Annotated in this window: 30 protein-coding genes and 1 tRNA gene; 11 read left to right on the top strand and 20 right to left on the bottom strand. The window is 64.0% G+C overall.

Features of this window, described 5'->3' with window-relative positions; all coding sequences use genetic code 11:
• Window positions 1–47 precede the first annotated feature (47 nt).
• Entirely contained in the window at window positions 48–1,007 is a 960-nt protein-coding gene (locus AC1D0I_RS03375) for a sugar-binding transcriptional regulator (RefSeq protein WP_457150178.1), read from the bottom strand.
• A gap of 257 nt (window positions 1,008–1,264) precedes the next feature.
• Between AC1D0I_RS03375 and AC1D0I_RS03370 the strand changes: the two genes are divergently transcribed.
• A complete protein-coding gene (locus AC1D0I_RS03370; protein ID WP_477393063.1) occupies window positions 1,265–1,897 on the top strand; it encodes an HAD family hydrolase in 633 nt (210 codons plus the stop codon).
• A gap of 250 nt (window positions 1,898–2,147) precedes the next feature.
• Here the strand turns inward: AC1D0I_RS03370 and AC1D0I_RS03365 are convergent, their stop codons facing one another.
• The 8 genes from AC1D0I_RS03365 to ureC form a co-directional block, all read right to left on the bottom strand.
• The gene (locus tag AC1D0I_RS03365) at window positions 2,148–2,915 is read right to left on the bottom strand and encodes a class II aldolase and adducin N-terminal domain-containing protein (protein WP_477393061.1); all 768 of its coding nucleotides are present in this window, start codon (window positions 2,913–2,915) and stop codon (window positions 2,148–2,150) included.
• 94 nt (window positions 2,916–3,009) lie between these two features.
• A complete protein-coding gene (gene ureG, locus AC1D0I_RS03360) occupies window positions 3,010–3,651 on the bottom strand; it encodes an urease accessory protein UreG (protein WP_477393059.1) in 642 nt (213 codons plus the stop codon).
• Window positions 3,648–4,088, bottom strand: a complete 441-nt coding sequence (locus tag AC1D0I_RS03355) for a DUF3995 domain-containing protein (RefSeq protein ID WP_477393057.1) — start codon at window positions 4,086–4,088, stop codon at window positions 3,648–3,650. The genes ureG and AC1D0I_RS03355 overlap by 4 nt, the downstream gene beginning before the upstream one ends.
• Window positions 4,085–4,756, bottom strand: a complete 672-nt coding sequence (locus tag AC1D0I_RS03350) for an urease accessory protein UreF (protein ID WP_477393056.1) — start codon at window positions 4,754–4,756, stop codon at window positions 4,085–4,087. The genes AC1D0I_RS03355 and AC1D0I_RS03350 overlap by 4 nt, the downstream gene beginning before the upstream one ends.
• The gene (locus tag AC1D0I_RS03345; protein WP_477393054.1) at window positions 4,749–5,354 is read right to left on the bottom strand and encodes an urease accessory protein UreE; all 606 of its coding nucleotides are present in this window, start codon (window positions 5,352–5,354) and stop codon (window positions 4,749–4,751) included. The genes AC1D0I_RS03350 and AC1D0I_RS03345 overlap by 8 nt, the downstream gene beginning before the upstream one ends.
• Window positions 5,351–5,956 carry a glutathione S-transferase family protein gene (locus AC1D0I_RS03340; RefSeq protein WP_477393052.1) on the bottom strand — a complete coding sequence of 202 codons (606 nt, stop codon included), beginning with the start codon at window positions 5,954–5,956 and terminating at the stop codon, window positions 5,351–5,353. The genes AC1D0I_RS03345 and AC1D0I_RS03340 overlap by 4 nt, the downstream gene beginning before the upstream one ends.
• A 113-nt stretch (window positions 5,957–6,069) precedes the next feature.
• Entirely contained in the window at window positions 6,070–6,663 is a 594-nt protein-coding gene (locus AC1D0I_RS03335; protein ID WP_477393050.1) for a hypothetical protein, read from the bottom strand.
• 99 nt (window positions 6,664–6,762) lie between these two features.
• Window positions 6,763–8,478: an urease subunit alpha gene (ureC, locus tag AC1D0I_RS03330; RefSeq protein WP_477393250.1), complete on the bottom strand. Its 1,716-nt coding sequence runs from the start codon at window positions 8,476–8,478 to the stop codon at window positions 6,763–6,765.
• 179 nt (window positions 8,479–8,657) lie between these two features.
• On the opposite strand from ureC, the gene AC1D0I_RS03325 reads away from it, so the two are divergent.
• Both AC1D0I_RS03325 and AC1D0I_RS03320 read left to right on the top strand, forming a co-directional pair.
• On the top strand, window positions 8,658–9,041 hold the full coding sequence (locus AC1D0I_RS03325) for a hypothetical protein (protein ID WP_477225032.1): 384 nt from the start codon (window positions 8,658–8,660) through the stop codon (window positions 9,039–9,041).
• Window positions 9,042–9,155: 114 nt separating this feature from the next.
• Window positions 9,156–9,650, top strand: a complete 495-nt coding sequence (locus AC1D0I_RS03320; protein ID WP_477393048.1) for a hypothetical protein — start codon at window positions 9,156–9,158, stop codon at window positions 9,648–9,650.
• Between the two features lie 50 nt (window positions 9,651–9,700).
• Here the strand turns inward: AC1D0I_RS03320 and AC1D0I_RS03315 are convergent, their stop codons facing one another.
• Genes AC1D0I_RS03315 through AC1D0I_RS03295 form a run of 5 tightly spaced genes read right to left on the bottom strand, consistent with a single transcriptional unit; the run spans window position 9,701 to window position 12,062 of the window.
• The gene (locus AC1D0I_RS03315; RefSeq protein ID WP_477393046.1) at window positions 9,701–10,006 is read right to left on the bottom strand and encodes an urease subunit beta; all 306 of its coding nucleotides are present in this window, start codon (window positions 10,004–10,006) and stop codon (window positions 9,701–9,703) included.
• A 6-nt stretch (window positions 10,007–10,012) separates the two neighbouring features.
• Complete coding sequence (locus AC1D0I_RS03310) at window positions 10,013–10,600, bottom strand: HupE/UreJ family protein (RefSeq protein ID WP_477393044.1); 588 nt, start codon at window positions 10,598–10,600, stop codon at window positions 10,013–10,015.
• A gap of 32 nt (window positions 10,601–10,632) precedes the next feature.
• Complete coding sequence (locus tag AC1D0I_RS03305) at window positions 10,633–10,887, bottom strand: DUF1272 domain-containing protein (protein ID WP_477393042.1); 255 nt, start codon at window positions 10,885–10,887, stop codon at window positions 10,633–10,635.
• 10 nt (window positions 10,888–10,897) lie between these two features.
• Window positions 10,898–11,200, bottom strand: a complete 303-nt coding sequence (locus AC1D0I_RS03300) for an urease subunit gamma (protein WP_477393040.1) — start codon at window positions 11,198–11,200, stop codon at window positions 10,898–10,900.
• A 28-nt stretch (window positions 11,201–11,228) separates the two neighbouring features.
• Complete coding sequence (locus tag AC1D0I_RS03295) at window positions 11,229–12,062, bottom strand: urease accessory protein UreD (protein WP_477393038.1); 834 nt, start codon at window positions 12,060–12,062, stop codon at window positions 11,229–11,231.
• Window positions 12,063–12,277: 215 nt separating this feature from the next.
• Between AC1D0I_RS03295 and AC1D0I_RS03290 the strand changes: the two genes are divergently transcribed.
• Both AC1D0I_RS03290 and AC1D0I_RS03285 read left to right on the top strand, forming a co-directional pair.
• Window positions 12,278–12,532 (top strand): acyl carrier protein, encoded by a 255-nt coding sequence (locus tag AC1D0I_RS03290; protein ID WP_184873030.1) that lies wholly within the window; start codon window positions 12,278–12,280, stop codon window positions 12,530–12,532.
• 5 nt (window positions 12,533–12,537) lie between these two features.
• Window positions 12,538–13,746: a beta-ketoacyl-[acyl-carrier-protein] synthase family protein gene (locus tag AC1D0I_RS03285; RefSeq protein ID WP_477393036.1), complete on the top strand. Its 1,209-nt coding sequence runs from the start codon at window positions 12,538–12,540 to the stop codon at window positions 13,744–13,746.
• 127 nt (window positions 13,747–13,873) lie between these two features.
• Here the strand turns inward: AC1D0I_RS03285 and AC1D0I_RS03280 are convergent, their stop codons facing one another.
• Window positions 13,874–14,692, bottom strand: coding sequence for a class I SAM-dependent methyltransferase (locus tag AC1D0I_RS03280; RefSeq protein WP_477393034.1), 819 nt, complete (start codon window positions 14,690–14,692; stop codon window positions 13,874–13,876).
• A gap of 401 nt (window positions 14,693–15,093) precedes the next feature.
• Here AC1D0I_RS03280 and AC1D0I_RS03275 point away from each other — a divergent pair, with 401 nt between their 5' ends.
• A complete protein-coding gene (locus AC1D0I_RS03275) occupies window positions 15,094–15,798 on the top strand; it encodes a glutathione S-transferase family protein (RefSeq protein ID WP_477302629.1) in 705 nt (234 codons plus the stop codon).
• A gap of 27 nt (window positions 15,799–15,825) precedes the next feature.
• Here the strand turns inward: AC1D0I_RS03275 and AC1D0I_RS03270 are convergent, their stop codons facing one another.
• From AC1D0I_RS03270 to AC1D0I_RS03255, 4 genes are all read right to left on the bottom strand, one after another.
• Window positions 15,826–16,173, bottom strand: a complete 348-nt coding sequence (locus AC1D0I_RS03270) for a hypothetical protein (RefSeq protein ID WP_477393032.1) — start codon at window positions 16,171–16,173, stop codon at window positions 15,826–15,828.
• Between the two features lie 84 nt (window positions 16,174–16,257).
• Window positions 16,258–16,878 carry a nucleoside triphosphate hydrolase gene (locus AC1D0I_RS03265; RefSeq protein ID WP_477393030.1) on the bottom strand — a complete coding sequence of 207 codons (621 nt, stop codon included), beginning with the start codon at window positions 16,876–16,878 and terminating at the stop codon, window positions 16,258–16,260.
• A gap of 111 nt (window positions 16,879–16,989) precedes the next feature.
• Complete coding sequence (locus AC1D0I_RS03260) at window positions 16,990–18,093, bottom strand: hypothetical protein (protein ID WP_477393028.1); 1,104 nt, start codon at window positions 18,091–18,093, stop codon at window positions 16,990–16,992.
• Between the two features lie 336 nt (window positions 18,094–18,429).
• Entirely contained in the window at window positions 18,430–20,244 is a 1,815-nt protein-coding gene (locus AC1D0I_RS03255) for a methyl-accepting chemotaxis protein (protein ID WP_477393026.1), read from the bottom strand.
• Between the two features lie 380 nt (window positions 20,245–20,624).
• Here AC1D0I_RS03255 and AC1D0I_RS03250 point away from each other — a divergent pair, with 380 nt between their 5' ends.
• The gene (locus AC1D0I_RS03250; RefSeq protein WP_477393024.1) at window positions 20,625–21,539 is read left to right on the top strand and encodes a D-alanyl-D-alanine carboxypeptidase family protein; all 915 of its coding nucleotides are present in this window, start codon (window positions 20,625–20,627) and stop codon (window positions 21,537–21,539) included.
• Between the two features lie 641 nt (window positions 21,540–22,180).
• Entirely contained in the window at window positions 22,181–23,092 is a 912-nt protein-coding gene (locus AC1D0I_RS03245; RefSeq protein WP_477393022.1) for a DUF1003 domain-containing protein, read from the top strand.
• Between the two features lie 185 nt (window positions 23,093–23,277).
• On the opposite strand, the gene AC1D0I_RS03240 is transcribed toward AC1D0I_RS03245, so the two are convergent.
• A complete protein-coding gene (locus tag AC1D0I_RS03240; RefSeq protein WP_477393020.1) occupies window positions 23,278–24,180 on the bottom strand; it encodes a LysR family transcriptional regulator in 903 nt (300 codons plus the stop codon).
• Between the two features lie 134 nt (window positions 24,181–24,314).
• Between AC1D0I_RS03240 and AC1D0I_RS03235 the strand changes: the two genes are divergently transcribed.
• The 3 genes from AC1D0I_RS03235 to AC1D0I_RS03225 all read left to right on the top strand — a co-directional run bounded on the left by AC1D0I_RS03235 (window position 24,315) and on the right by AC1D0I_RS03225 (window position 25,314).
• The gene (locus tag AC1D0I_RS03235) at window positions 24,315–24,728 is read left to right on the top strand and encodes a YybH family protein (protein WP_477393018.1); all 414 of its coding nucleotides are present in this window, start codon (window positions 24,315–24,317) and stop codon (window positions 24,726–24,728) included.
• A gap of 35 nt (window positions 24,729–24,763) precedes the next feature.
• Entirely contained in the window at window positions 24,764–25,015 is a 252-nt protein-coding gene (locus AC1D0I_RS03230; RefSeq protein ID WP_477393016.1) for a hypothetical protein, read from the top strand.
• A gap of 222 nt (window positions 25,016–25,237) precedes the next feature.
• A tRNA-Arg gene (locus tag AC1D0I_RS03225) sits at window positions 25,238–25,314 on the top strand.
• Window positions 25,315–25,492: the final 178 nt, after the last annotated feature.

The following is a 25,492-nucleotide window of genomic DNA, read 5'->3' as shown; positions in this document are numbered from 1 at the left end:
TTATCCGAAATCATTCGCGCCAGCGTCTGCGATCGACGGCAGCCCGGTCAGACGCTGGCCAGCAGGGCAGCCGCCGTCCGCTCGTCGGTGATGAGGCCATTGATCAGCCGCCGGTTGGCCGCCGCCAGGATACCCGGCAGTTTGCGTTCGCCCATCGCCAGTGCAATCACCAGTGATTTTTCGCGCGATGGCAGCGAAGCCGACGACACCCGGTCGTTGGTGATGCCCTCGATCATGCGGCCTTCGCGATCGTAGACCCAGCCGACGATCTCGGCGATGCCGCCGGCCTTCTGCAGCGCCTTCAATTCGCTCTCCGAAATGAAGCCGTCCTCATAGAGCGGCGCCTTGGGGCCGAGATCGCCAATGCCGATGAAGGTGACGTCGGCCTCGGCGGCCAGCGCCAGGGTCGGCTGGATCATCGGCTGGTTGAGCAGCATCTCGCGCTCCTCCGGCGAAGAGGCGATGACCGGCAGCGGCATCGGGAAGGATCGCGCCTTGACCCTGTCGGCCATGGTGAAGATGACGTTGTAGAAGGCGGCCGAGCCGTCCGGCGAGATGTTGCCGGTCAGGGACACCACCTTGTGCTGCGGGCATTCCATAGGCGGCAACTGTTCGATCGCCGCTTTCAGCGTGCGGCCGGTGCCGATCGCCATGACGATCGGCGTCGGCGAGCGCAGCCGCCGCTCGATCTCGGCCGCGGCCGCCTCGGCGATGCCGATGGTGGTGGACGATGAATTGGGATCGCTCGGCACCACTTCGACTAGGTCGAACGCGAAGCGCGATCTCAACCGCGCCGCCAGATCGAGGCAGTTGGCGATCGGGTGGTCGACACGGACCTTGATCAAGCCTTCCGACACAGCCAGCGACACCAACCGCTGCGCCGTCTGCCGCGAAATGCCGAGCGTGGTGGCGATCTGGTCCTGCGTGTTGCCGGCAACATAATAAAGCCAGCCGGCGCGCGCCGCGTCGTCCAGCCTGTTGCTGCCGCCATCCTGCCGGGTATTCACGTCCTGCCTCCCGAAACCGCCGGTCATGAGCGCGGTCCGCGTCTACTCTCGCAGGGAACGGCCTGCTGCGCAATTGTCAATCTCAAGGGCAATTGCTTGCAACCTTCGGCGCACACGGCGCGCAAATTTCCTCCTCCGGCGATGATTGCGCCGGACAAAGACCATCGGTTTTGGCTCCGACAGGTGGCACGTTGTGAGATCGGGAAGGTTTATCTCCCGGCGCAAACCCTTTAAGGGATCGCAGAAAGGAGCCTTGCATGACGCCGAAAGCGGTTTTCTGGGATATGGACGGCACGCTGGTCGACAGCGAACCGCTGCACGAGGCCGCTTTGGTGGCGGCGATGCGCAATGTCGGCCTCGTCCCGCCGGCCGACCTGCATGAGCGCGTGCTCGGCGTCGCCGCCTGGCCGGTCTATGAGATGATGCGCGACGAGTTCGGCCTGGACCTGCCCTTCGACGACTGGATCATCCGCAAATACGAGCACTATCTGCCGCTGGTCGAGCGCTTGCAGCCGCGCCCCGGCGCGATCGAGATCTTCAACGACTTGCGGGCAAGGGGCGTGGCGCAAGCCGTGGTGTCGAATTCGGACCGCATGATCGTCGACGCCAACCTTCGGATGGTCGGGCTGACCTATCCCGGCATGAAGACGATCAGCCGCAACGATGTGCGCGAGGGCAAGCCGCACGCCGAACCCTTCCTGCGCGCCGCGTATCTCGCTGGCGTCGCTCCTGCTGAGGCGATAGCGATCGACGACAGCTGGCCGGGCGCCATGGCGGGGCTGGCGGCAGGCATGACGACGATCTTCTGGCCGGAAAAGCCGATGGAAGGCCCGCCCGGTGCTATCGTCATCAACAGCGCCGAGGAATTGCGTAAAGAACTGGCTCTCTGATCGAACTCACAAACGTCGGCGCCGCCCCTCATCCGGCTGCCGCCACCTTCTCCCCGTAGTGACGGGGAGAAGGGGCTTGCCACACCTTGGTGCTCTTTCTTCAACGTTGATGATTGGTGAAACCGTCTGTGACAGCGACCTTTCTCCCCGTCACCATACGGGGAGAAATGCCCGGCAGGGCAATGAGGGGCGGAGCGACGCTGAAATTCTTCTCACGACGAAACAGGCGCCAGCCAAGAACCCGTGGTGCTCAGTTGCGGTAGACCGGTTCCTGCTCGTCGAGGATCGCCTTCAACTCGCTGAGATGGCGTTCGGCCTGGCCGGGATAGTCGTCCATCTCGCTTGCGGTCTTCTCGGCGATCGCGTCGGACAGCGTCCGCAGCGGGCGGCCTGTCCACAGCGCCTTGATGTAGGTCTCGGCGGCGCGCTCGAAATAGAACATGCGGTTGAAGGCATCGGCGACCGTGTCGCCGATGACCAGCACGCCGTGGTTTCCCATCACCATCACCTTGACCTTTGGATCGACGAGGAGCTGCGAGCAGCGTTCGCCCTCCTCCTCGAAGGCCAGCCCGCCATAATGGGCATCGACGACATGGCGGTTGAAGAACATCGCCGAGTTCTGGTCGATCGGCGGCAGGCGAGAGTCGGCGAGCGACGCCAGCACCGTGGCGTGGATCGAATGCACATGTATGACGCAGCGCGCGTGGCGGACATTGCGATGGATGGCGCCATGCAGCCCCCACGCCGTCGGGTCGGGCGCGTTCGGCCCCGAGAGCGTGTCGGGATCGTTGGCGTCGATCAGCAGCAGGTCGCTCGCCTTGATGCGCGAGAAATGCACCTGGTTGGGGTTCATCAGGAACTGCGTGCCGTCGTCATTGACCGCCAGCGAGAAATGGTTGGCCACCGCCTCGTGCATGTTGAGCCGCGCGGTCCAGCGAAAGGCGCAGGCGAGATCGACGCGCTCCTCATAGAAGGGCAGGTTGGTCAGCGGTTCCTTTTGCAGGCGGGCTATGCTCATCGAGGACACTCCGTGAAAGAGGCGAGAATGCCGCGACCAGCCGAGGCTCGCAACCGCTTTCGCTTGGTGCAGGGACCGACGCCGATGTCCTTGCCTATGCCGCCGTGCTGGCGGCGGCGACGGCCCGCAGGCCGCCATGCTCGACGATGAAGTCGATGACCTCCCGCAGTCCCTTGCCGCGCGACAGGTCGGTGAAGCCGAACGGCCGCTTGCCGCGCATGCGGCCGGCGTCGCTCTCCATCACATCGAGATTGACATTCACATAGGGCGCCAGATCGCTCTTGTTGATGACCAGGAAATCGGAGCGGGTGATCGCCGGCCCACCCTTGCGCGGGATCTCCTCGCCCTGGCAGACCGAGATGACATAGAGCGTCAGGTCGGCAAGATCAGGCGAGAAGGTGGCGGCGAGGTTGTCGCCGCCGGATTCGATGAAGACGATGTCGAGGTCGGGGAATTTCTTGTTCATCTCGGCGATCGCCTGCAGATTGATCGAGGCATCCTCGCGGATCGCGGTATGCGGACAGCCACCGGTCTCGACACCCATGATGCGATCCTCCGGCAGCGCTTGCAGCCGGGCCAGCATCATGGCGTCTTCCTTGGTGTAGATGTCGTTGGTCACCACCGCGATCGAGAATTCGTCGCGCAGCGCCTTGCACAGCTTTTCGGTCAGCGTCGTCTTGCCCGAACCGACCGGACCGCCAATGCCGACGCGCAGCGGACCATTTTTCTGTGTCATGCGGGAAACTCCGTGATGGCGAGGATGGCAAAGCCGAGCCCGATCAACAGGCACAGCGGCGAGTAATAGCGCAGGTCGAGCCGCGCGAAAGGCTGCTCCGGTGCCAGCCGCCGCCACCATGGCGTGAAGCCGGCAATGCCGCGCCCCAGGAACACCAGCCCGATGAGCAGCGAGGTGGCCGCGAGGCCCTCCCTGGGGAAGGGCGAGGCAAAGACCCCTTCAAGCGCCATCGGCCACAGTGTCGCCAGGGCAAGGCACGCAGCAACGGCGAAACTGGCGAAAGGGGTCGGCATCTCATCGACTCCGCGAAAGCCGACGACGGCATGGGCGCAAGAGGCCGCATCCCGGCCCGGCCAGATGCCGCCAATGCCCCAGTAGACATGCAGCGCCGTGATCAGCAGTAGGACAAACGATAGCGCGAAGGCGAGAAAAATCATGAACGGAACAACCGCGAATACTGGGTTTCGTGCTTCATAGCCATGATTTCGGAGACAAGGGCGCAGCCGCCGAGATCATCCAATGCCGAGCGCGCGGCACGGCCGGCTGTCGACAACGCCAGCGGCTCGAAGCCGGCAAGCAGCGCGGTGGCCTTGCTCTGGCCAACGATGCCGAGCCGGATCGCGGCCTGGACGAGGTTGGAGAAGAAGGCCTGCAGGAAGGCGGACAGCGCGTCCTGAAGCGCAATCGCATTGCCGCCTGCGATGGCGCCGACGGCGACACAATAGGCGCATTCGGCCGGCAGGCGCTCCAGCACGGGGCTGGGCCAGGCTGCCGCCGCTTTCAGAAAGGCGGCGCCTTGCAGCATGGCCTCGGTGTGGCGTTCACGCGAACCGGCAAGCGCCTCGGCAAGTGTCGCTATTTCGTCGAGATCACCGTTGTTGCGCGCGCGGCGCCAGCTCTCGGCGAACAGCACGGCGTCGTTCCAGCCCGAACCCATCTCGACCAGCGTTTCCAGCCACCGGGCGAGGGTTTTCGCGTCGGCAACCAGCCCGTCATGCACCGCGCGTTCGAGACCGTGGCTGTAGGAAAAGCCGCCGACCGGAAAGGCCGGCGACAGCCACGCCATCAGCCGCAGCAGGGCGATGTTGGAAGGCTGGTCACTCATGATCGTGGTGGTGGCCAGCGTGACTGTGCGAATGCGAATGCGATTCGCTGTGCGAGTGGGAATGCGCTTCACCATGGCTGTGCGCGTGTGCCTCGGCGTGCGCATGGCCGTGATCATGGCTGTGCCCACCGTGGCCGGAATAGGCGCCGCGCACCGGCTTGAACGGCTCGGAGACGTCGGACACCGTGGCGCCCAGCCCCTCCAGCATCGCCTTGATGACATGGTCGCGCAGGATGAGGATGCGCCCGGCCTCGATGCTCGCGGCGAGATGGCGGTTGCCGATATGCCAGGCGAGCTCGGCCAGATGCACGCCGTCGCGAGCGCGGATGTCGTAGACATCTTCCGGTGCCGCGATGATCTCGATGTGGCGGCCATCCTCCAGCACCAGCCGGTCGCCATCGTTCAGGGCGACGGGCTCTGGCAGGTCGACCAGCACCTTGCTGCCGTCGGCAAGCTCGATCGCCCTGCGGCGCAGATGCCGCTCGTCATGGGCGAGAATGGCGCGGCCGGATGGTGCGGTGGTCCCGGCATTGCCCGCGGTCAGCACCGAGACGGCGCGGGGAAATTTGGTGAAATCGGTGCGGATGTCGAGCTTCATTTCATGGATCCCCCATTGGCTTGCGCCCTTGCACGAGCGGGCCGCGCCAAGACGCGGTCGAAATAGGCGTCGACGCGCTCGGATTCGATGGGAAACCGGCCGGCGCGCGCCCAGCCGCCCATGTCGCCGAGTAGCACGTCGACGGCCGAAAACCGGTCGCCCAGTGCGAAGGGCTTGTCGCCCAGTCGTCGGTCCAGCGCCTTGAGCTCGGAGGCGAAGTCGTAGGCCGCCGCCGGGCCGACATCGACCCGCACCTCCTTCGGCAGCAGGAAGCGATGGCGCAGCTTGTTCCAAAGCGGTGCTTCGAATTCCGATTGAGCGAAATGCATCCAGGAATCCATTTCGGCACGCCCGGCAACGCCCGGACTGGCGCCCATGCCCTTGTCGGCGTGCTTGTCGGCGAGATAGACGCAGATCGCCGCCGAATCCGTCACCGTCAGCTCGCCGTCGATCAGGATCGGCACCTTGCCCGACGGGTTGAGCGCATAGGCTTCCGGCGAGCGCAGCTTCACCTCGACGAATTCATAGGGCTGCCCGAGTTCCTCGAGCATCCAGAGAACGCGGCTGACCCGGGATCCACGCGATCCGACGGCCTTGTACATGCGCAAACCTGCCTTTCCCTGGAAGCCTAGACCATCCCTCACTTCATCCCAATGGGCGCCAGTCAAAGTGCTACAGCGTCCTTTGCGCGTCGGAAAGACGCGCGGCGCTGTAGTCAAACGATCGTGTCGAAGAGCCGCAGGATGAACGATATCTGATAGACGAGCGCGGCCGCGACAAAGGCGACGTGGAAACGGCGGTCTTGCACCAGGATCGCGGCGATGCACAGCGCGACGAAGACCGGCGTGCGGAACAGATATTCGTTGCCGAAGCGGGCAAAATGCTCCGGTCCCTTCAGCAGCGTGTCGATCACGTCGAGCAGATAGGTCGCGGCCAGCAGGCCGAAGAACCAGGCCCGGCGCGAATAGAAGAAATCCTCGTAGCTGGTGTAGTCCAGCATCGAATCCGGAAACAGAAGCGCGCAGAGCAGGAACAGCGTGATCGCATAGAAGATGATGAACAGGTACTTGCCGAAGGTCCACGTCTCGATGGTGTAGAGGCCGAACTCCCACCACCAGAAATGCACCAGCATCAGAAGCACCGAGGCGACCCAGGCCAGGTGCACGGGATAGAGCCGGTACTGGGCGGGATGCTGGACGATGCGTGCCACCCCTGACAGCAGGCGGGCGACGCCAAGCCCGATCACCATGCCCATGACGATGCGGATATGCGGGAAGATGTCGTGGGCAGAAGCGATTTCGGTGGCCATGCTTGATCACATCGAACCTGTTCGTCCGCCGCATATTGCTGCGCGCCACCAGAGGCCGCAACGAATATTGCACCGGTCGGCTCGCCAGCCAATTTCGCCTCAAAACAGAAAATACCGCTGCGCCATCGGCAGCACTGTCGCCGGCTCGCAGGTCAGCAGCTCGCCGTCGGCGCGGACCTCATAGGTTTCGGGATCGACCTCGATCTGCGGCCTGGCGTCGTTGAGCACCATCGAATGCTTGCCGATGCCGCCACGGGTGTTCTCGACGGCGACGAACTGCTTGTCGACGCCAAGCCTGCCATGCAGCCCCGACTCGAGCGCCGCCTTGGAGACGAAGGTCACCGACGAGTTGGTCCTGGCCTTGCCATAGGCGCCGAACATCGGCCGGTAGTGCATCGGCTGCGGTGTCGGGATCGAGGCGTTGGGATCGCCCATTGGGGCAGCAGTGATCATGCCGCCGATCAGCACCATATCCGGCTTGACGCCGAAGAAGGCCGGGTTCCACAGCACCAGGTCGGCGCGCTTGCCGACCGCGATCGAGCCGATATCCCTGGACAGCCCATGCGCGATGGCCGGGTTGATGGTGTATTTGGCGATGTAGCGGCGGACGCGGAAATTGTCGTTGTTGCCGGTCTCCTGCGGCAGCGCGCCGCGCTGGCGCTTCATCTTGTCGGCGGTCTGCCAGGTGCGGATCGCCACCTCGCCGACGCGCCCCATGGCCTGGCTGTCCGACGAGATGATCGAGAACGCGCCGATGTCGTGCAGAATGTCTTCCGCCGCGATGGTCTCCTTGCGGATGCGGCTTTCGGCGAAGGCGATGTCCTCGGGGATCGATGGCGACAGATGATGGCAGACCATCAGCATGTCGAGATGCTCGGAGAGCGTATTGACCGTGTAGGGCCGGGTCGGATTGGTCGAGGACGGAATGACGTTGGGTAGCCCGCAGACCTTGATGATGTCAGGCGCATGGCCACCGCCGGCGCCTTCGGTGTGGAAAGCATGGATGGTCCGGCCCTTGATCGCCGCCACCGTGTTCTCGACGAAGCCGGACTCGTTCAGCGTGTCGGTATGGATCATCACCTGCACGTCGTAATCGTCGGCAACCGACAGGCAGCAGTCGATGGCCGCCGGCGTCGTGCCCCAGTCCTCGTGCAGCTTCAGCGAACAGGCGCCGCCGAGCACCATTTCCTCGAGTGCCGTGGGCAGCGAAGCATTGCCCTTGCCCGACAGGCCGATGTTCATGGGGAAGGCGTCAAAGGACTGGATCATGCGCGCCATGTGCCATGGCCCCGGCGTGCAGGTGGTGGCCAGCGTGCCATGCGCGGGGCCGGTGCCGCCGCCAAGCATGGTGGTGATACCGCTCATCAGCGCTTCCTCGATCTGCTGCGGGCAGATGAAATGGATATGCGCGTCGAAGCCGCCGGCGGTCAGGATCTTGCCCTCGGCGGCAATGATCTCGGTGCCGGGGCCGATGATGATGGTGACGCCATGCTGCATGTCCGGATTGCCGGCCTTGCCGATTGCCGCGATGCGGCCGTCGCGCAGACCGATATCGGCCTTGAAGATGCCGGCGCTGGCATCCACCACCAGCGCATTGGTGATGACGGTGTCGACCGCGCCTTGCGCGCGTGACACCTGGCTCTGGCCCATGCCGTCGCGGATCACCTTGCCGCCGCCGAATTTCACCTCCTCGCCATGGGTGGTGAGATCTTTCTCGACCTCGATGAACAGCTCGGTGTCGGCAAGCCGCACGCGGTCGCCGACGGTCGGGCCATACATCTGCGCATAGGCGGCGCGGGTAACTCTGGCCATCAGCGATTGCTCCCGAAATGTGGTTTGCCGAAATGCGATTTGATTGAAGCCTGGCCGCACATTGTCGCCATCCAATGGTCACGCAATGACCCGCTGGCCGACACCTTCTCATCCGATTTGACGGTTGAGGTTAGGGCGTCACCCCAAACCGACCGTTTGCCAAATCGATGGAAGGAAAATCCATGCGCAAGACGATATTGATTGCAGCCGCCGCCACGCTGATGCTGGCGGGCGCCGCCAGTGCCCAGCAGCAACCCGCGCAACAGCCCGCTCCGGCGCCGACCACACCTGCCCCGGCCGCGCCCAAGGCTCAGCCGGCTGTTCCGACGATCCAGAGCGTCAACATCGTCGACATCACGGAGCTGCCAAAGGACACCCAGACGCAGGTCAACCAGGTGATCGCCCAGCGTGGCGACGCCGGCCTGCAGAAATTGCGCAGTTCGATCGACGCCACGCCCAAGGTGAAGTCCGCGCTGGTAGCAAAGGGGCTTAGCTCGGCTCAGGTCGTCGCCGCCAGCATGCAGCCCAATGGCGCGCTGACCCTGATCACCAAGAAGGCGAGCTGACAACGCAGCACGGCGGGCCGGCGTCCGGCCCGCCGGCTGCAGAGGGAAAGGAACCTTGGCAGGGCTGGATTCGTTTCGCCTTTTGAGTGTCGAAACAAATCTCGAAAGCGAGCGATGACCATCATCACCTTGCCCGACGCCCGATGGCTGCATGCCATTGCAGCGGCTGCGTTTCTGTCGGCGAGCCTGTCCCACGCCACGTTGAAAGCGCAGGGCCTCGAAAGCCCGGAGACCGTCAACCGTATCGTCGGCTCGGACGTCAAGCAGGAAGAAGCCAACGCCACCGCCGAAGCCGGCAACGTCAACACGGCGATCGACCGGACGCGTGAAAACATCGGCACGGTGCGAAAGACGTCCAAGCTCGACAAGGTCGAGATCGTGCTCCTCACCGACGCGGCGCGCAGCGAAGGCGGCCCGCCGCCGGTGATCGAAAGCAAACTCAAACAGCATCGGCACGACATTGCGGAATTGCGCAAGGAGATCGAGGCCAACGCGCTGCTGTTCAACGCCATCGAGTCGCGGCGCGTGCTTGCACAGGACGTCCTCGCCGTCGAATTCGACGATCCTGGAAAGATCGTCATCTACGCTGCGGCCAAGCCGTCGGACTGAGTCGAAAGCGCCAGTCATCCTTGGGCGACATGCATGAGACGCCATCGATCTCACAGCTTGCCCATCACCTTCTGCTGAAATCCGTAGACCTCGCGCTTGCCGCCGAGCGGCACCAGCGTCACGTCGCGCTCCTGGCCAGGCTCGAAACGCATGGCCGTGCCGGCGGCGATGTCGAGGCGCATGCCGCGCGCGCGGTCGCGGTCGAACTTCAGGCCCTCATTGGTCTCGAAGAAATGATAGTGGCTGCCGACCTGGATCGGCCGGTCGCCGCTGTTGGCCACTTTCAGGGTGACTGTGGGCAGCCCCTTGTTGAGTTCGATGTCGCCGTCCTTGGTGATGATTTCGCCGGGGATCATCGTGCCTCACAACATGCCGAAGACGAGGCCGGCACCGACCGCCGCGCAGCCCGCACCGGCGGCGCGGGCCAGGCCACGGAACCTGACGCCAAGCCCGAGCCCGGCAGCGATGCCGGTGGCATGCAGCAGCACTGTCGCGATGGCAAAGCCCGCCATATATTCGAGCCCGCCGGCATTTTCCGGCACCTCGGTGCCATGCGCATGGCCATGGAACAGCGCGAACAGGCCAATGATGGCGACGCCGGCCGAGACTGGCAGATCGACTGCCAGCGCCACCAGCAGCCCGAGCGCCACGACGGACGCCAATATGCCGGGTTCGACGAACGGCAGCGGCATATGCAGCATGCCGAGCCCGCCGCCGACCAGCATCACGCCGATAAAAGCCGCCGGCCAGGCCCAGATTGCCTTGCCGCCCTTGAGCGACGCCCACAGGCCGACCGCGATCATCACCGTCATGTGATCGAGGCCGGAGGGCGGGTGCATGAAGCCGGCCATAAAGGAGGAGGTCGTGCCGATGCCGACATGGGCATAGGCCGGCATGACTGCTGCCAGCAGCAGGATCGCCGACAGGCACAGGCGTTTGGCGGACATCATTCTATTTGCCTTTCGTTTGCGGGGTGGTGGTGTCACGCCGCCTTGCGGGGCCCGCACCCTTCAGCTTTGAGAACGCGCCTGGTCGAGGCGGGATATTTCTTCAGCATCGCCGGCGGGCGGATCGGCCGCGCCGAAAAATTGCCGCCGCAATTGGGGCAGGTGCCGCCCAAAATGTGTTCCACGTAGTCGGCGCAAAAGGTGCACTCGAAGGTGCAGATCAGCGCGTCCGCCGCCTCCAGCGGCAGGTCCTTGTCACAGCATTCGCAATTGGGACGCAGCTCCAGCATTTTTCTCACCTCACCTGATGGGTTCGTGCACGGTCACCAGTTTGGTGCCGTCGGGGAATGTCGCCTCGACCTGCACGTCAGGGATGATCTCGGCGATGCCTTGCATCACCTGCGCGCGGGTGACGACGTAGGCGCCGGCCTCCATCAACTCGGCGACCGGGCGGCCGTCACGGGCGCCCTCGACGACGAAATCGGTGATCAGCGCGATCGCTTCCGGATGATTGAGCTTGACGCCGCGTTCGAGCCGCTTGCGCGCCACGATCGCCGCCATGGCGATCAGCAGCTTGTCCTTTTCCCTCGGTGTCAGGTTCATGCGCTTCCCTGGACTGGCGTAGACAGACTTACAGTGACCATAATTTGGGCAACCCAGCCTTTCCGTTGAGCAATTCGACCAGCGGAACCAGCCGCTGGCGGAGCCGATAGCCGTCCCCGGCGTAGAGCCTCGCAAGAAGCTTGCCAGATTTCCTCACGCTCCAGGCACTGGCGCTGCCCTGGTCGCTGACGATCTCCAGAACCGGATCGAGCAGGGCCTCGGCCCGCGGCGACACCAGCAGCAGCGTCGCCATCGCGACCGCGCCACCGGCAATCGCCGGGCGGTCCAGCGTGGCAGCAATATCGGGTCCGATGCGGAAATCCTCGGCATGAATGAGTTCGCCGTCCTGGCGGACACGCCAGCGGTCATGGAAATTGCCTTTCGTGACGTGTTCGCCCATGGCCAGGCGGCCAAAGACCGTGGCCTCCAGCACCAGCGCCTCGGCGCCGACGGCAAGCTCGACGTCGAGCGTGCGGGCAAACGCCGCCTGGTCGAAGACGATGGTTTCCTGCGGCAGCCAGGCGATGCGGCCGTTTTCACCGACCGATAGTTTCACCCGTACCTCGGCATGGTCGGATGCCGCCCGATAGATTTTCTCGCAGGCCTGGGTCGTGATCGAGGCCGAGGCCGCCGCACCGACATCCACCTCCCAGGCGATACGGTCACCGCCGGTCATCCCGCCGGCGGTGTTGATCAGCACCGCTTCGAGCGGATCGGCCGAGACCGCCGGCATCCTTATCTTGGCGGCACCGTCCTGATAGAGGCGCCGCAGCCGCGTGCGACCGTCGACGACGGCGCAGGAAAGCCGAGCCGCGCCCGCGGCGCGCTGCGTCGAAATCCTGCCATGTTCGGTCTTATCCATGCCAGCACGTTAAGCACTCCGGCGCCTTTGTCGATGCATGGCTTGATATAGCTTGTTGCTTGACAACGTTTCGGTTTCTATAGAGGGAACCACCTTGGTACGGTCATGCAGCGCTTGGCGGGGGTATAGAGCGAAGACGGCGGCTTGATACCGGGAGAAAAAGGGGCGCTGCTCAATTGGCGTCGGGAAACGCGACATAGTGGGGAAGAAACCGAATGGCCGACCAGCTGGCAACGGATATCATCGCGAAGATCAAGGCTCATGCCGAGCCCGGCGGCGAAGAAATCACGACCAACACTGAATTGACCTCGCTTGGTATCCATTCGCTCGAGCTGACGGAGATCATCTTCGATCTCGAGGAAGATTATGGCATCGAGATCGAGATGAACACGGTCGATGCCTGGAGCAATCTGAAGAATGTCGGCGACATGGTGGAAGCTGTTCGCGCGCTGATCGCGAAAAAAGCCTGACCTGAATGCGGCAGCGCGTTGTCATCACCGGCATGGGCGGTATTTGCGGGCTTGGCACCAACGCGCCCGCGATCTGGAATGAAATGCGCGCCGGCCGCTCGGCCATCGGCCAGATCAGCAGTCCGCAATTGCATGATCTGAAGGTCAAGGTCGGTTGCGAAATCAAGACGCTTCCCGATCACGGCATCGACCGCAAGCAATTGGTGTCGATGGACCGCTTCAGCCTGCTGGCGGTGATCGCGGCCAGGGAGGCTATGCAGCAGGCCGGTCTGGCCTCGGACGAAGCCAACACCTACCGGATGGGCACCGTCGTCGGCGTCGGTGTTTGCGGCTGGGAAGCGATCGAAGAAAACTACCGCGCCATCCTGATCGAGGGCAAGAACCGCGCCGGCATCTTCACCGTGCCGAAAGTGATGCCCAGTGCGGCCTCCGGCCAGGTCAGCATGAGTCTCGGCCTGCGCGGTCCGGTTTTCGGCGTCACCTCCGCTTGCTCGTCGTCCAACCATGCCATCGCCTCGGCCGTTGACCAGATCAGGCTCGGCCGCGCCGACGTGATGGTCGCCGGCGGCACCGATGCGCCGCTGGTCTGGGGCATCCTGAAGGGCTGGGAAGCATTGCGGGTGCTGGCGCCCGACACCTGCCGGCCATTCTCGGCCGATCGCCAGGGCCTGTCGCTCGGCGAGGGCGCCGGCATGGCGGTGCTGGAGAGCTACGAACATGCCATGGCGCGCGGCGCCACCATTCTTGCCGAAATTGCCGGCGCCGGCCTTTCCGCCGACGCGTCCGACATCGTCGCGCCAACCATCGAAGGACCGACGGCCGCCATGCGCGCCTGCCTGGCCGACGCCGGGTTAAATCCCGAGGATGTCGACTATCTCAATGCCCATGGCACCGGCACCAAGGCCAACGACCAGATCGAGACGGCGGCGATCAAGCGCGTCTTCGGCGACCATGCTTACAAACTTTCGGTGTCGTCGACCAAATCCATGCATGCCCATTGCCTTGGCGCATCGGGCGCGCTGGAGATGATCGCCTGCGTGATGGCGATCCGTGAAGGCATGGTGCCGCCGACGGCCAATTTTCGCGAAGCCGATCCTGATTGCGACCTCGACATCACGCCGAACGTGGCGCGTGAACGCAAGGTGCGCACGGCGATCAGCAATGGTTTCGCGTTCGGCGGCACCAATGCGGTGCTGGCCTTCAAGGCCGTCTGATCTTAGCCGGTCTCGACCGGCCGCAGACGATCCCGGCCTGCCCGGGCGGTCCGTCTGCTTGATGCTGTGCTGTTGGAAGATCGCCTGGCAGAGGTTGGAGAGCAGTCATCGCACGAGACGCGTGCGTTCACTCCGGCCTGGTGGTCCAGGCACCTATCTCCGATCGCCCCATCAACGTGCCGACGGCACCGATCTCCGACAGGATGCGGTCAGCGAGTGTAAGGGGCTCGACCTGCGAAGCTGATGCGATCCCGAGCCGCTCCATGGTCGGCAATTGTGTCTCCACGAGATCGGTCACAAGGCGCACAACGTCAACTGCCCGTGGTCCTGACGAGATGACCGCCTCCAGCCTCAGGACAGGCGAGGGTAGACCAGCCTCTTCAAACAGAGAGGCAAGTCGGGCACCAAGGCGCACCTGCGCTCCCGCCCCCTCGATTGTACGGCTGAGCCACCCGCATACCTTATCGTATGTCGGCGACGGGGGCGACGAACGAGCGCCATCCCAGTCAAGTTCGTGGAACACGACGACCCCACCAGGCCGCAAATGACGGACGATCCGTCGGAGCGACTGTGCTGGATCGGGCATGAATTGGAGAACGTAGCGACCAACGATCGCATCGAAGGGTTCGTCAAAATTCAGTTCAGCCGGATCACCGTGTCTGAAGGAGATTGTGCCTGACCCGGCATTCCTGGCGCGCAGCTCCGCCCTTTCGACGGCTGCAAGGGCAAGGTCGGTACCCACAACCTCTCCAGTCGGCCCAACCAGTTCGCCACAGAGAAACGCGACATCGCCGGCGCCGCTGCCGATATCGAGGATGCGCATGCCTTTGGTGATTCTGGCAGCTTCCAGAAAGCGACGCGTGATCGGGTCGATCAACCGTGCCTGGGTGCTGAGTCGGCGCAACTCCGCCTCTGCATGTCCCAGCGCGTAGTCGGTGTCGTTCATCGAGCCCCCCAAGGTGCAGGAGATATAGCACGGATCGCGACGTTCGCTATGTCCAGCGCCTGTTGCCGATATCCTGATGCGGCGTGCTTCGCATACCAAAGGTGATGGCTGCCAGTGATTATCCGGCAGTATGCTCCTCCGTCGATCGAGCCTGCACGCGCCCTGCTTTAAAAAGTGCTATGACGGCCAGGTGGCGCATTTCGCCAGTCACGGAAAGGAAGGCGGGCTACCACCCGCCAAGGCGATCCCTACCGTCCCCGAACCGCCCGGTTCCATGGACATCCGGGCGCAGCGAAACTGTCGCCGCCATATTGATCAGAATCGGCCGTCCGCCTAAATCCTTGGCTGAACTCGCCAAAACCAGTGCCGCCCCGGCGCCAATCCCCGTTCAGGAGTTTTCCATGGCCGACCTGTCCGCCTTTCCGATCGCAACGCGCTGGCCAGCCAGGCATCCGGACCAGATCCAGCTCTATTCGGCCACGACGCCCAACGGGGTGAAGATATCGATCGCTCTGGAAGAGCTCGGGCTGCCCTACGAGCCGCATCTGGTCAACATCGGCAAGAACGAGAGCTGGACACCGGAATTCCTGTCGCTCAACCCCAACGGCAAGATACCGGCGATCATCGATCCGAACGGTCCGGACGGGAAGCCGATCGGCCTGTTTGAATCCGGCGCCATCCTGCTCTACCTCGCCGAAAAGACCGGCCTGCTCATGCCGGTGGACGCGGCGCGGCGCTACGAGACGATCCAATGGGTGTTCTTCCAGATGGCCTCGGTCGGGCCGATGTTCGGCCAGGTCGGCTTCTTCCACAAATTCGCCGGCCGCGAAATCGCCGACAAGCGCCCGCTGGAGCGCTATCGCGATGAATCGCGACGGCTGATCGGTGTGCTCGACGGCCGGCTGAAGGGCCGCAAGTGGATCATGGACAATGACTTCACCATCGCCGACATCTCGCTGCTCGGCTGGGTGCGCAACCTGATCGGCTTCTACGAAGCGCGCGAACTCGTCGGCTTCGATGATTTCGCTAATGTCGGGACATGGCTGGAACGCGGCCTTGCCAGGCCTGCGGTGCAAAAGGGCCTGACCATCCCGGCGAAGGGCTGAGCCGGCCAGGCCCTCGACAGAACGCGGCTATTTTGCCTTCGCCTTGGCTTTCGAGCCGCCCTTGCCCATGACCGAGGCCGCAAGCGATGCGGTGCCTCTGGCCGCGATGACAACCGCGCCTGCCGCTACATTGGCCGCCGCCTTGACCGTGCGCATAGCGCTGCCGGACACCGAGTTGTCGGCGCTTGCCGGCTTTTTCGGCTTTGCGGCCTTCGGCGCGGTCTTGGCCGCGGCAGGCACCACTTTCTTCGGCGGCGCCTTGCCGAAAGACGGCTTGGCGTCCTTGGAACGCTCGGCGATCGCCGGACCGGCGCCTGCCTTCGATTGGGTTGCCTTGCCCTTGGCGGGCGCGGGTTTTCTTGCCTTTTGTGCCATCGGATGGAATCCCTCTTCTGGCCGAATTGCCTAGGGAGATAACGACCTGAAAGTCTTAAGGTTCCCCTTGAAGAATCCTTACAATCACGCCGAAACGCCGATCACCAGGTCGGCGGTCCGGCGGCGGGCAAGCACCCGGTCGATGTTGGGCATGTCGTTGGAGGCGATCCAGGCGCGGGCATCCGCGTCGGAGCGGCCATGACCGTGCCAGCGCTCGAGCAGGCGGCGCTCGAGCTCGTCGCGCGGCACGTCGACGAAGATCGAGAAATCGAACAGCGGCGCCAGCCGCGACCACGGCTCCTCGTCGAGCAGGAGGTAATTGCCCTCGACCAGGATGAACTTGGTCTCGGTGGCGACGATCGAGGCGGCGGCGCGCGACAGTTCCATGGTGCGGTCGAAAACCGGGATGGCGATGTCGGGTTCACCGGCGCGGATGCGTTTCAGCAAGGTTTCGAAGCCGGCAAAGTCAAAGGTTTCCGGCGCCCCCTTGCGCGCGCGCAGGCCACGCCGCTCGAGCACGATGTCGTCATAGTGGAAGCCATCCATCGGCACGACTTCCACCGCACCTTCCGGCAGCAGGTCATGCAGGCTTGCCGACAATGTCGACTTGCCGGCACCCGGCGGACCGGCAATGGCGACGACGAAGCGTCGCATCTTGCCGGCGCGCTTGAAGATGGTGGCGGCGAGATGGGCGATTTCGGACATGGGAGCCTCTCTCTGGCAGGAGCTTCAAATCCACCATGTTCCGCATGATGATTTCGGCCACATCTTGGCGGCAGTCGGCGGAAATTTCAAATCCGCATTGATGCCGCGCACTCAGCCTGGAACAGGCTGGCCGATGCGCAGGAAATCGTTGTCGAAGGGAACCTCCCGGGTCGAGCCGCCGGCCGCCAGCAGCATGCGGCCGTTCGCCGTGGTGACCGCCTGTGGTGGCTCGCCGCCGGAGAGCGGCATGGCGCCGATGACATGGCGAAAGGAAACGCTGATGCCCTCGCCGAGCGCAAAGGCGGTCGCCACCCCTTCGCGCTTCAGCCAGTTGTCGCCGATCGACGCGGCATGGCCGACGGAAGCGCGGCCGTCCTCGATGCCGAGCACGCCGCGATGGCGGCCGCTCCATGGCGCGTAGTCGCGCCCGGCATTGCTGAGCCACAGCATGGTGATCGGCAGCTCGGCCGGGTTCTTCAGTACCAGCACCAGATCGCCTTCGGCCTGGCGCGCCAACGCCGTCCAGCCCGGGCCGCCATGGTCGGCCTCGACCAGCGTGACGAAATCCTCGCGACGGTCGTCCATGCGGTACTGCGTCAGGTCGAGCGTGCCGCCGCCGGCGGCCGGGAAATGGCTGAGATCTGCGGACCGCGCCGGATAGGCCAGCATGAAGCGGCCGCGTGCGGGATCCGGCTCCAGCGGATCGTCCAGCGTCGCGGCGAACCGCTTTGGCGAAAAGGCCAGCCTGCCGCCGCCGGTCATCGCCGTCATCGGGTGATGCGCGACCGAGATCGCGCCATGGCCGCCGGAAAACACATGCTCCTGATAGAGGAACGGATGGTTGTCGCGCAGCGTCAGGATCTTGTCGACCGTCGCGCCCATCACCTTGTGCCGCAAGCGGAAGCTGGCCCGCCAGCCATCGTTGGTCGCGGCGCTGTCGGTGACATCCCAGGCGCTGTTGGCCGGCCAGCCATGCAGCGGCGCCTCCTCGACGTCGCTGCGCGAAAACGGCGCGCAGAGAAAGTCGCCGGACAGGCGCACGGTGCCCTCGGGCAGGTCTTTGGGCAGCGTCTCGCGCGGCTCGTCGATCCACGGCGCGCGATGCAGCGGCTTGAGCTGCCGCCCGTCGCTGTCGACGATCATCTCGGCGATGTGGCCGACCGTGAGGTCGAGCGAGACCGAAATGCCTTTTGCCTTGATCGTGCTGATAGTCATAGCGCTCTCACCGATTCTGATGGGCGGAACAAGAACCCGTTCGGCGCGGCTTGCGCAAGCACCGCGTAAGGCATTTTGCATCAGGCATATGGAAACCGTCGGGTCGGCGCTGCCCCGCATCCGCGTGCCGGCACCTTCTCCCCGTATACTGACGGGGAGAAGGGAACTGGCCGCAAGGCCCGCGCTTTCTCTGCAACGCTGGTGATCGGCGAAACCGTTGACGACAGCGCCCCTCTCCCCGTTCCTATACGGGGAGAGGATGCCGGCAGGCAGGTGAGGGGCGGCGCAAACGCTGGGCAAGGCAAATCTCGACCCGAAGCCATCGCCATGAAAGGCTTACTGCCGCTTGTACTCCCGCACCGGCGATTTGGTGCCGTCGGTGTAGGTGACCTGCACCGACATCGACGTCACGCTGTCGGCAACCTTGATGTAGCCCTTGGCCTCGTAAGGGATGGCGTAGGGGTCCTTCTTGTCGCAGGGCGGGATCTCGAACGACTTGTCGAGCGCGGCGCCGTTGAGGCTGTAATGAACCTCCTTGATGGCGCAGCGGTAGGACAGCATCTGGGTGAAATAGACCAGGCCGTGATTGCCGCCCGAGTCGAAGGCGATCCACGAGGTCCAGAACTGGTCGAGGATCTGCTTGTCGCCTTGCTGGAGTGCTGCCTCCGGGTCGAAGCGGATATCGAACGGGCCGGTCTCGCGCCCCCTGATGTCGAGATATTTGACGGCGATGGTGCCGGCCGCGGTGCTGCTAGGCAGCTCGAAACTCGGATTGGGCATCGGCTTGCCGGTGGTCTGGTCGTTGAGCGCCAGGAAGCCGGTGTCGGTGAACGGGCCGCTGTCGCCCATGCGCCAGGAGATGGCGGTCGCCGGTTCGGGCAGTGAGATGGTCATTGACCAGCCCTGGTTCGAGCGCATCGGCGTCAGCGTCGGCACGAAGCGGGAGGGATCGAGCACGTCGCCTAGCGCTGCCAGCCGGCTGCGGCTTCGGTCCAGCCAGTCGGCGAGCTGGGTCTGGTCGACGAAATATTTGAGCAGTCCGCCGTCCTTTTCGTAGGAAATGAATTTGGTCAGCGCCTTGGCCTCGTTGCGCTTGTCGGCCAGCGTCTGGGCGCCGAGGCGATCTTCCGAGAACTCCTGCGCCAGCAGGAAATGCGCCGGTGCGAAATCCGGATTGGACGCGATGAAGGCGTTGAGCTTGTCGAGGCGCTGGGCGTCGTCGAACTGCAGGATATGCACGAGCTTGATCGATAGCGCCTTGCCCTTGTCGGAAAGGGCGCCGAACACCTCGCGGGCGCCGGCCTTGCCGTCCTGCACCCGAAGCAGCGTGGCAAAGCGCGTGTAGGGATCGATGGCATCGACATCGAAGCCCGCGAAGGCGAGGTAGGAGCGCCGCGCATTGAGCATGTCGCCCGACAATTCGTAGACGCGGGCGTTGTGATAGAACTCGTCCGGCCGCTTCGGCTCGGCGATCGCCCCGCCCTGCGCGGCAAGGGCGGCAAAGCCCTTGGCGATGGTGTCGATCGAGGCCGCGATCTGCTGCGTCGTCGCTTGCAGCTTCTCGGTCTGGGCCTGTTGCTGCGCCTGGCCGGCGGCCAGCGTCTCGGTCTGCTTCTTCACCTCTTCGGCGGTCTTCTGCACCTGCGCGGTCTGCTGCGTCTGCTGCTGCTGGGCCGAGGCGATCTCGTCGGTCTTCTTCGCCACCGTGTCGGTCGACTGCTTGACCGCTTCGACCGTCTTTTGCGTCTGCGTGACGGTCTGCTCGATCTTGGCCACCTTCTCCGAGACGATGCCCATCGATTGCTGCAGCCCGGCGATGGCTGGCACCAGGCTGGCGATCACCCCGTTCTGCGAATTGGTCTGCTGTTGCAGGCCGTAGACGCCGCCGGCGACGGCGGCCGCGCTGGTGGCGAAAATCAAGGCCGGCAGTGCCTTGGCCGCCAGCACCAGCCGCAGCACGATGGCAATGGCGATGATGACCGCCGCCACCGAGGCGACCAGCGCGATATAGGCGGCGAACGGCGCCAGCGGATTGAGGATGTCGGAAGCGGCACCGCCGACAAAGGCGATGCTGCCAGCCCATTTGCCGGTGCGGCTGAGTGATGCCTTGATTAGCGACGGCGCAACGCCGCCAGCCCCGATGTTCGTCATGCCCAAGCCCCCCAAGCCGACAGATGCCACGCCCCTTCCCACAGGAAGCGCGGCTTTGGCAAGGGAAGACAGGAAACAGGCGATTTCGGGGCGGCTGCTCGATAGGGGCGCCACCACTGTCCCAAGTCGGCGCTGCCCCTCATCCGCCTGCCGGCACCTTCTCCCCGTGAAGAACGGGGAGAAGGGAGAAGCTCCAGCGCCAGCGACCCCCTCTCCCCGTTCTTCACGGAGGGTAGGGGTGAGGGCAGCGCAAACATCCGGAAGATGGGGCTAGAATCGGTTGGCGCCGTTCAAAACCAGGGGAATTGCCCTGAGACCGCCATTAACCAGTTGGACGCAGCTGGCGCGTTACGTTAGCTTCGCCTCATCTCAGCAACAGCATGACCAGAATAGACTTGCCCTTGTTCAACTCGCGTTCCCTTACGCTCGTCCAGAGACTTTTCGCGGCGCTTGCCCTGTTGCTGCTGCTCGCCGGCTGCACGACCGTGACGCCGCCCGATGCCGTGCTGGCGGTGCCGGCGCCGCCGCAGAAATATGCCGCCATCGTCGTCGACGCCAGGACCGGCAAGCAGCTGTTCGAGGTCAACTCGACGGCGCAGCGCTATCCGGCCTCGCTGACCAAGATGATGACGCTGTACCTGCTGTTCGAGGCGTTGGAGTCCGGCCGCGTCACCAAGGAGACGCAGATCCCGGTGTCGGACCACGCCGCCTCGCAGCCGCCGATCAAGATGCGCTTCCGGCGCGGCGAGACCATCGACGTCGATTCGGCGATCCGCGCCATTGTCGTCAAGTCGGCCAATGACGTGGCGGTGGCGGTCGGCGAATATCTCGGTGGCTCGGAGGAGCAGTTCGCCGCCATGATGACCGCCAAGGCGCGCCAGCTCGGCATGGTGAGCACCGTGTTCCGCAACGCGTCGGGCCTGCCCGACGGCGACCAGCACAGCTCGGCGCGCGACATGGCGGTGCTCGGCATGGCGCTGCATTCCCGCTTCCCGCAGCAGTTCCACTATTTCTCCGAAAGCGATTTCATGTTCCGCGGCAGGCTGGTACGCGGCCACAACGACATGCTCGGCCGCGTGCGCGGCGTCAACGGCATCAAGACCGGCTACATCAGGGCCTCCGGCTTCAACATCGTCACCTCCTACGACGCCGACGGCCGCCAGCTGATCGTCGTGGTGATGGGCGCCGACAGCGCCCGCCAGCGCAACGACCATGTCGAGGCGCTGATCCAGCGCAGCCTGTCGCCCGCGATGGCCGACACAAAGACCAGGCTGATGTTCGCCGAACAGCAGTGAGGAGTGGTCCGCGCAGCGGACAAAAAGCCAATTGCTTGGCTTTTTGAACGACGAACGCCCTGAGCCTGCGAAGGGCGAGCTGCGGTAGCAAGCATCGAGCCACTTTCGCGCCCGGCTGCCCGCCAACGGATTGCCCGGTGAGGGCAATTGTGCTATAGGTTGGGATATGGTGCTGATTTGCGCCAACTGACCTACTGGACGAGTAACCCGCCGCGAGGCGGGTTTTTTGTTGCCGCCGCCAACCATGCCGCGACGTCAGAGCGCTGCGGCGGTGCAGAAGTTGGTGTGATGTCGGCGGGACAGCACCCCCCTCTGTCCTGCCGGACATCTCCCCCTCAAAGGGGGGAGATTGGATGTCACGACTGCATTCGCCAACACCCAACGTCGAAGAAAAAGCGCCGTCAGAGCAAACTGCCAATCTCCCCCCTTGCGGGGGAGATGTCCGGCAGGACAGAGGGGGGTGTGAAGGATCGCTACCGAACGAGCTTCCATCCCGCCGCTGCATTCTTCGGCCATGCCAGCCGCTGCCCCTTCAGATCGATCACAAGAACTTGTACGGCATGCGAAATCCGTCGCGAAACTGGCGATGTTGCGGCATAGGCGTATCGTCAAGCTGAGCACCCCCATCAGGAGCCCGCACCATGAGCACCGTCCCGAAAACGCCGGAGCAGTCGGCAGAAAACCAGAACGATGGCGGCGGCGAATATTTCGAGGCGCCGACCATTGGCGAGCATGAGGCCGAGCATGGTTCGGACGAGCACTCCGAGGTGCCCGAAGTGCCGGATTCGGAGCCATCGGCCCCAGGCGCATCACACGCCAAGGCGAAGAAAAAGCCATCGGCGATCTCGGGCCGCAAATTCCGCAAGCGCGATCTTGTTCGCATCGACACGCTGCGCCCCAGCCTTGCCGACCGCATTCATGCCGACCATCCGGACCTGCCGGCCGGCGCCCGCATCAGCCGCGCCGAGCTTGGCCGCTACCGCATGCGCTACATGGAGGAGCTGCTCCAGCAGGAGCATGGCGAATTCTCCGAGCTCGACCGCCAGGTGGTCGAATCGATCGCCAGGCAAGACACCATTTCCGAAAACAGCGAGGAGGAGTTCGAGGAGCACCGGACATTTGCCGACCGTGTCTCCGACAACATGGCCGCTTTCGGCGGCAGCTGGTGGTTCCTGATCTCCTTCGCCACCGTGCTTCTGGTGTGGATCGGCCTCAACCTGCTCGAGGGTACGGTCAGCGCCTTCGATCCCTACCCCTTCATCCTGCTCAACCTTCTGCTCTCCTGCATTGCCGCCATCCAGGCGCCGATCATCATGATGAGCCAGAAGCGGCAGGAGACCAAGGACCGCCTGCGCTCCTTCAACGAATACCGGGTCAACCTCAAGGCCGAGCTCGAAGTGCGCCATCTGCACGAAAAGCTCGACTACCTCATCTCGCGCCAATGGACGCGCCTGGCCGAAATGCAGCAGATGCAGCTCGACGCCATGCACGAACTGACCGGCGCCAAGAAACCCAAGCGCGCGCCACGCAGGGCGCGGGCAGTGAAGGGGTGAGGCGGGGAGGAGCGGCAGCGGACGGAAAGCCAATTGCTCGGCTTTCCGAACGACGAACGGTGAAGCTCCGGTCCGCCTTCGGGCGGATCGAAAGGTCCACTGGACCTTTCGAAGGGGCTGAACGCCCGAAGGTGGAGGCCACACGTTCGAATCGTGTCGGGTGCGCCATCTCTCTCGAAAAACCTTTAGAGGGCCAGACTGGGCTCTTCAGCGAAAATTTCAGCCAGAAAGTCAATGAATACCCTGACCTTGCTAGCGAGGAACCTTGCGTTGGGCCTGACCGCGCTGATCGCAAGCTTTGGGCGCGAGTAATCCTTCAACACCTCCCGCACCGTTCCGGAGGCGATCTCCGCGGCGAACAGCCAGCCCGGTGTGTGTGCCAGGCCCAAGCCAGCCAGGACGGCCGCGCGGATCTGTTCCGCGTCGTTGGTGCGGAAGGCGCCCTTTGGGTGGTGGACGATGGGACTGAAGCGGCTCGAAAACTCCCAGACACGTGGCGCGCCATCGGGCGCATAGATCACGCAAGCGTGTCGTTCCAGATCGTCGGGCATCCGCGGCTCGCCATGCTCCGCCAAGTAGGAGGGGGTGGCGACGGTGACGATAGGCGTCTGGGCGATCTTCCTGGCGATCAGGCTGGAATCCGATAGTTCGCCATTGTGGATACCGAGATCGACGCCCCCTTCGACCAGGTTGACCAGGTGATCGGTGACGACCAGTTCGACGGATACCCCGGGATAGCTGGCGAAAAACGCGCTCAGCCGAGGCACGATATAGAGCCGGCCGAAGACGGGTGTCACATTGGCTCGTACCAGGCCGGATGGCGCGACGACGCCGCGTCCCACACGGGACTCCGCAGCTTCGAGGTCGCCTAGCAGTCGCACGCCGGCCTCGTAGAAGTCACGGCCGGCCTCGGTAAGGGTCAGGCTGCGGGACGTCCGCTGCAGCAGCTGCGCGCCGAGGTATGATTCGAGAGCCGCGATCTGCTTGCTCACCGCCGGCTGCCCGACGCTTAAGGTGCGAGCCACAGCGGAAAAGCTTCCGGCGTCCACCACCCGGACGAACAGGCTGATGGCGCCCATACGGTCCATCTGCGTCTCCATCCATTCCTAGAATGGAATTGATTGTATTCCAATTGGCCTTCTACCCCCTCGTTCAAGGAAAGAATAGTTCTCTTCTCATCCGCCGGAGGAAAGCCCCTGGCGCATTCGAAAAGGAGATCGCCATGACCAAGAGCACCGACGAGAAGGCCCTCACCGACATCGTGAAGGAAATGGCTACGTCCATGACCGCTGAGCAAAGCACGCGGCACTGGGCGGACGATGCGCTGTGGTTCGACATTCCGGCCTACGCTTCAAGGGGCCTTGAGCCGGCGAAGAAGATGTTCGACCGCGTGTTCAGCGGGTTCAAATCCTGCGACATCGACATCCTCGAAGAGGATGTGAAGATCAGCGGCGACATCGGGATCGTCTGTACGGTCCAGAAGGCCAAGATCGTGCTCAAGAACGGCGAGACCAAGCACGCCTGGGTGCGCCAGACCGACTGCTTCGAGCGGCGGGGCGGCGAGTGGAAGCTGTTCCATGAACACGCCTCATCCCCCGCCGGCGGGGAATGGGACGGCAAGATCATCACAGCGTAGTTGGGGGCTAAGCAAGCCCAGGAAAGGAAGCCGCCATGGTCCTTTCGATGGATCGTCAGATCGCAGCTGCACTCGACCGAATGGTCGAGGGGCTGGGCGAGGTCCAACCTCGCCCGCCCGTCGGCGACTGGCGCATGCGCCGTGAAGGCGGCACCGCCAGGTTCGGCATGTGGGCCGCCCTTCAGTCGGTCCCCACGGACGTGGCCACGCGCGACATCTCGATCCTGTCGCAGGAGCGGCAGCGGACGGAAAGCCAATTGCTCGGCTTTCCGAACGACGAACGGTGAAGCTCCGGTCCGCCTTCGGGCAGATCGAAAGGTCCAGTGGCTGAACGCCCGAAGGGCAGGGAGCCTGCGAAGGGCCGGGCGGAGCACGCACCTGATCAGCCTATCCGGCTCGACCTATGAAACGGCCAATCTCCAATTGCCCGTTGAAGCCTGCCCCGGCTTCCGCTAAGAAGCCGTGACTTGCCGGTTCACCGGCTGGTTCGTTTTCCGGATCGCCGGGAAGCACCCGTAGCTCAGCTGGATAGAGCGCTGCCCTCCGAAGGCAGAGGTCACAGGTTCGAATCCTGTCGGGTGCGCCAGAACCTTCAGATACTTACCAAAATCTCGTAGCTGGGTCATATTAGGCGCACCCTCTCTGGCCCAATTCAGAATGGCTAGGGATAGAGCTCCAGGTTTGTTTTCTTTGGGGTGGGAAGAGGGTTGCGACGTCGTCCTCGCAGCCGACCACGGAATGCCCTGCGGCAGGCCAGTTTCCTT

It is taken from the genome of Mesorhizobium sp. P2_D1 (genome assembly GCF_056404455.1).
Note: the sequence above shows the minus strand (reverse complement) of the source record. Positions and strands in the feature narration are given on the sequence as shown.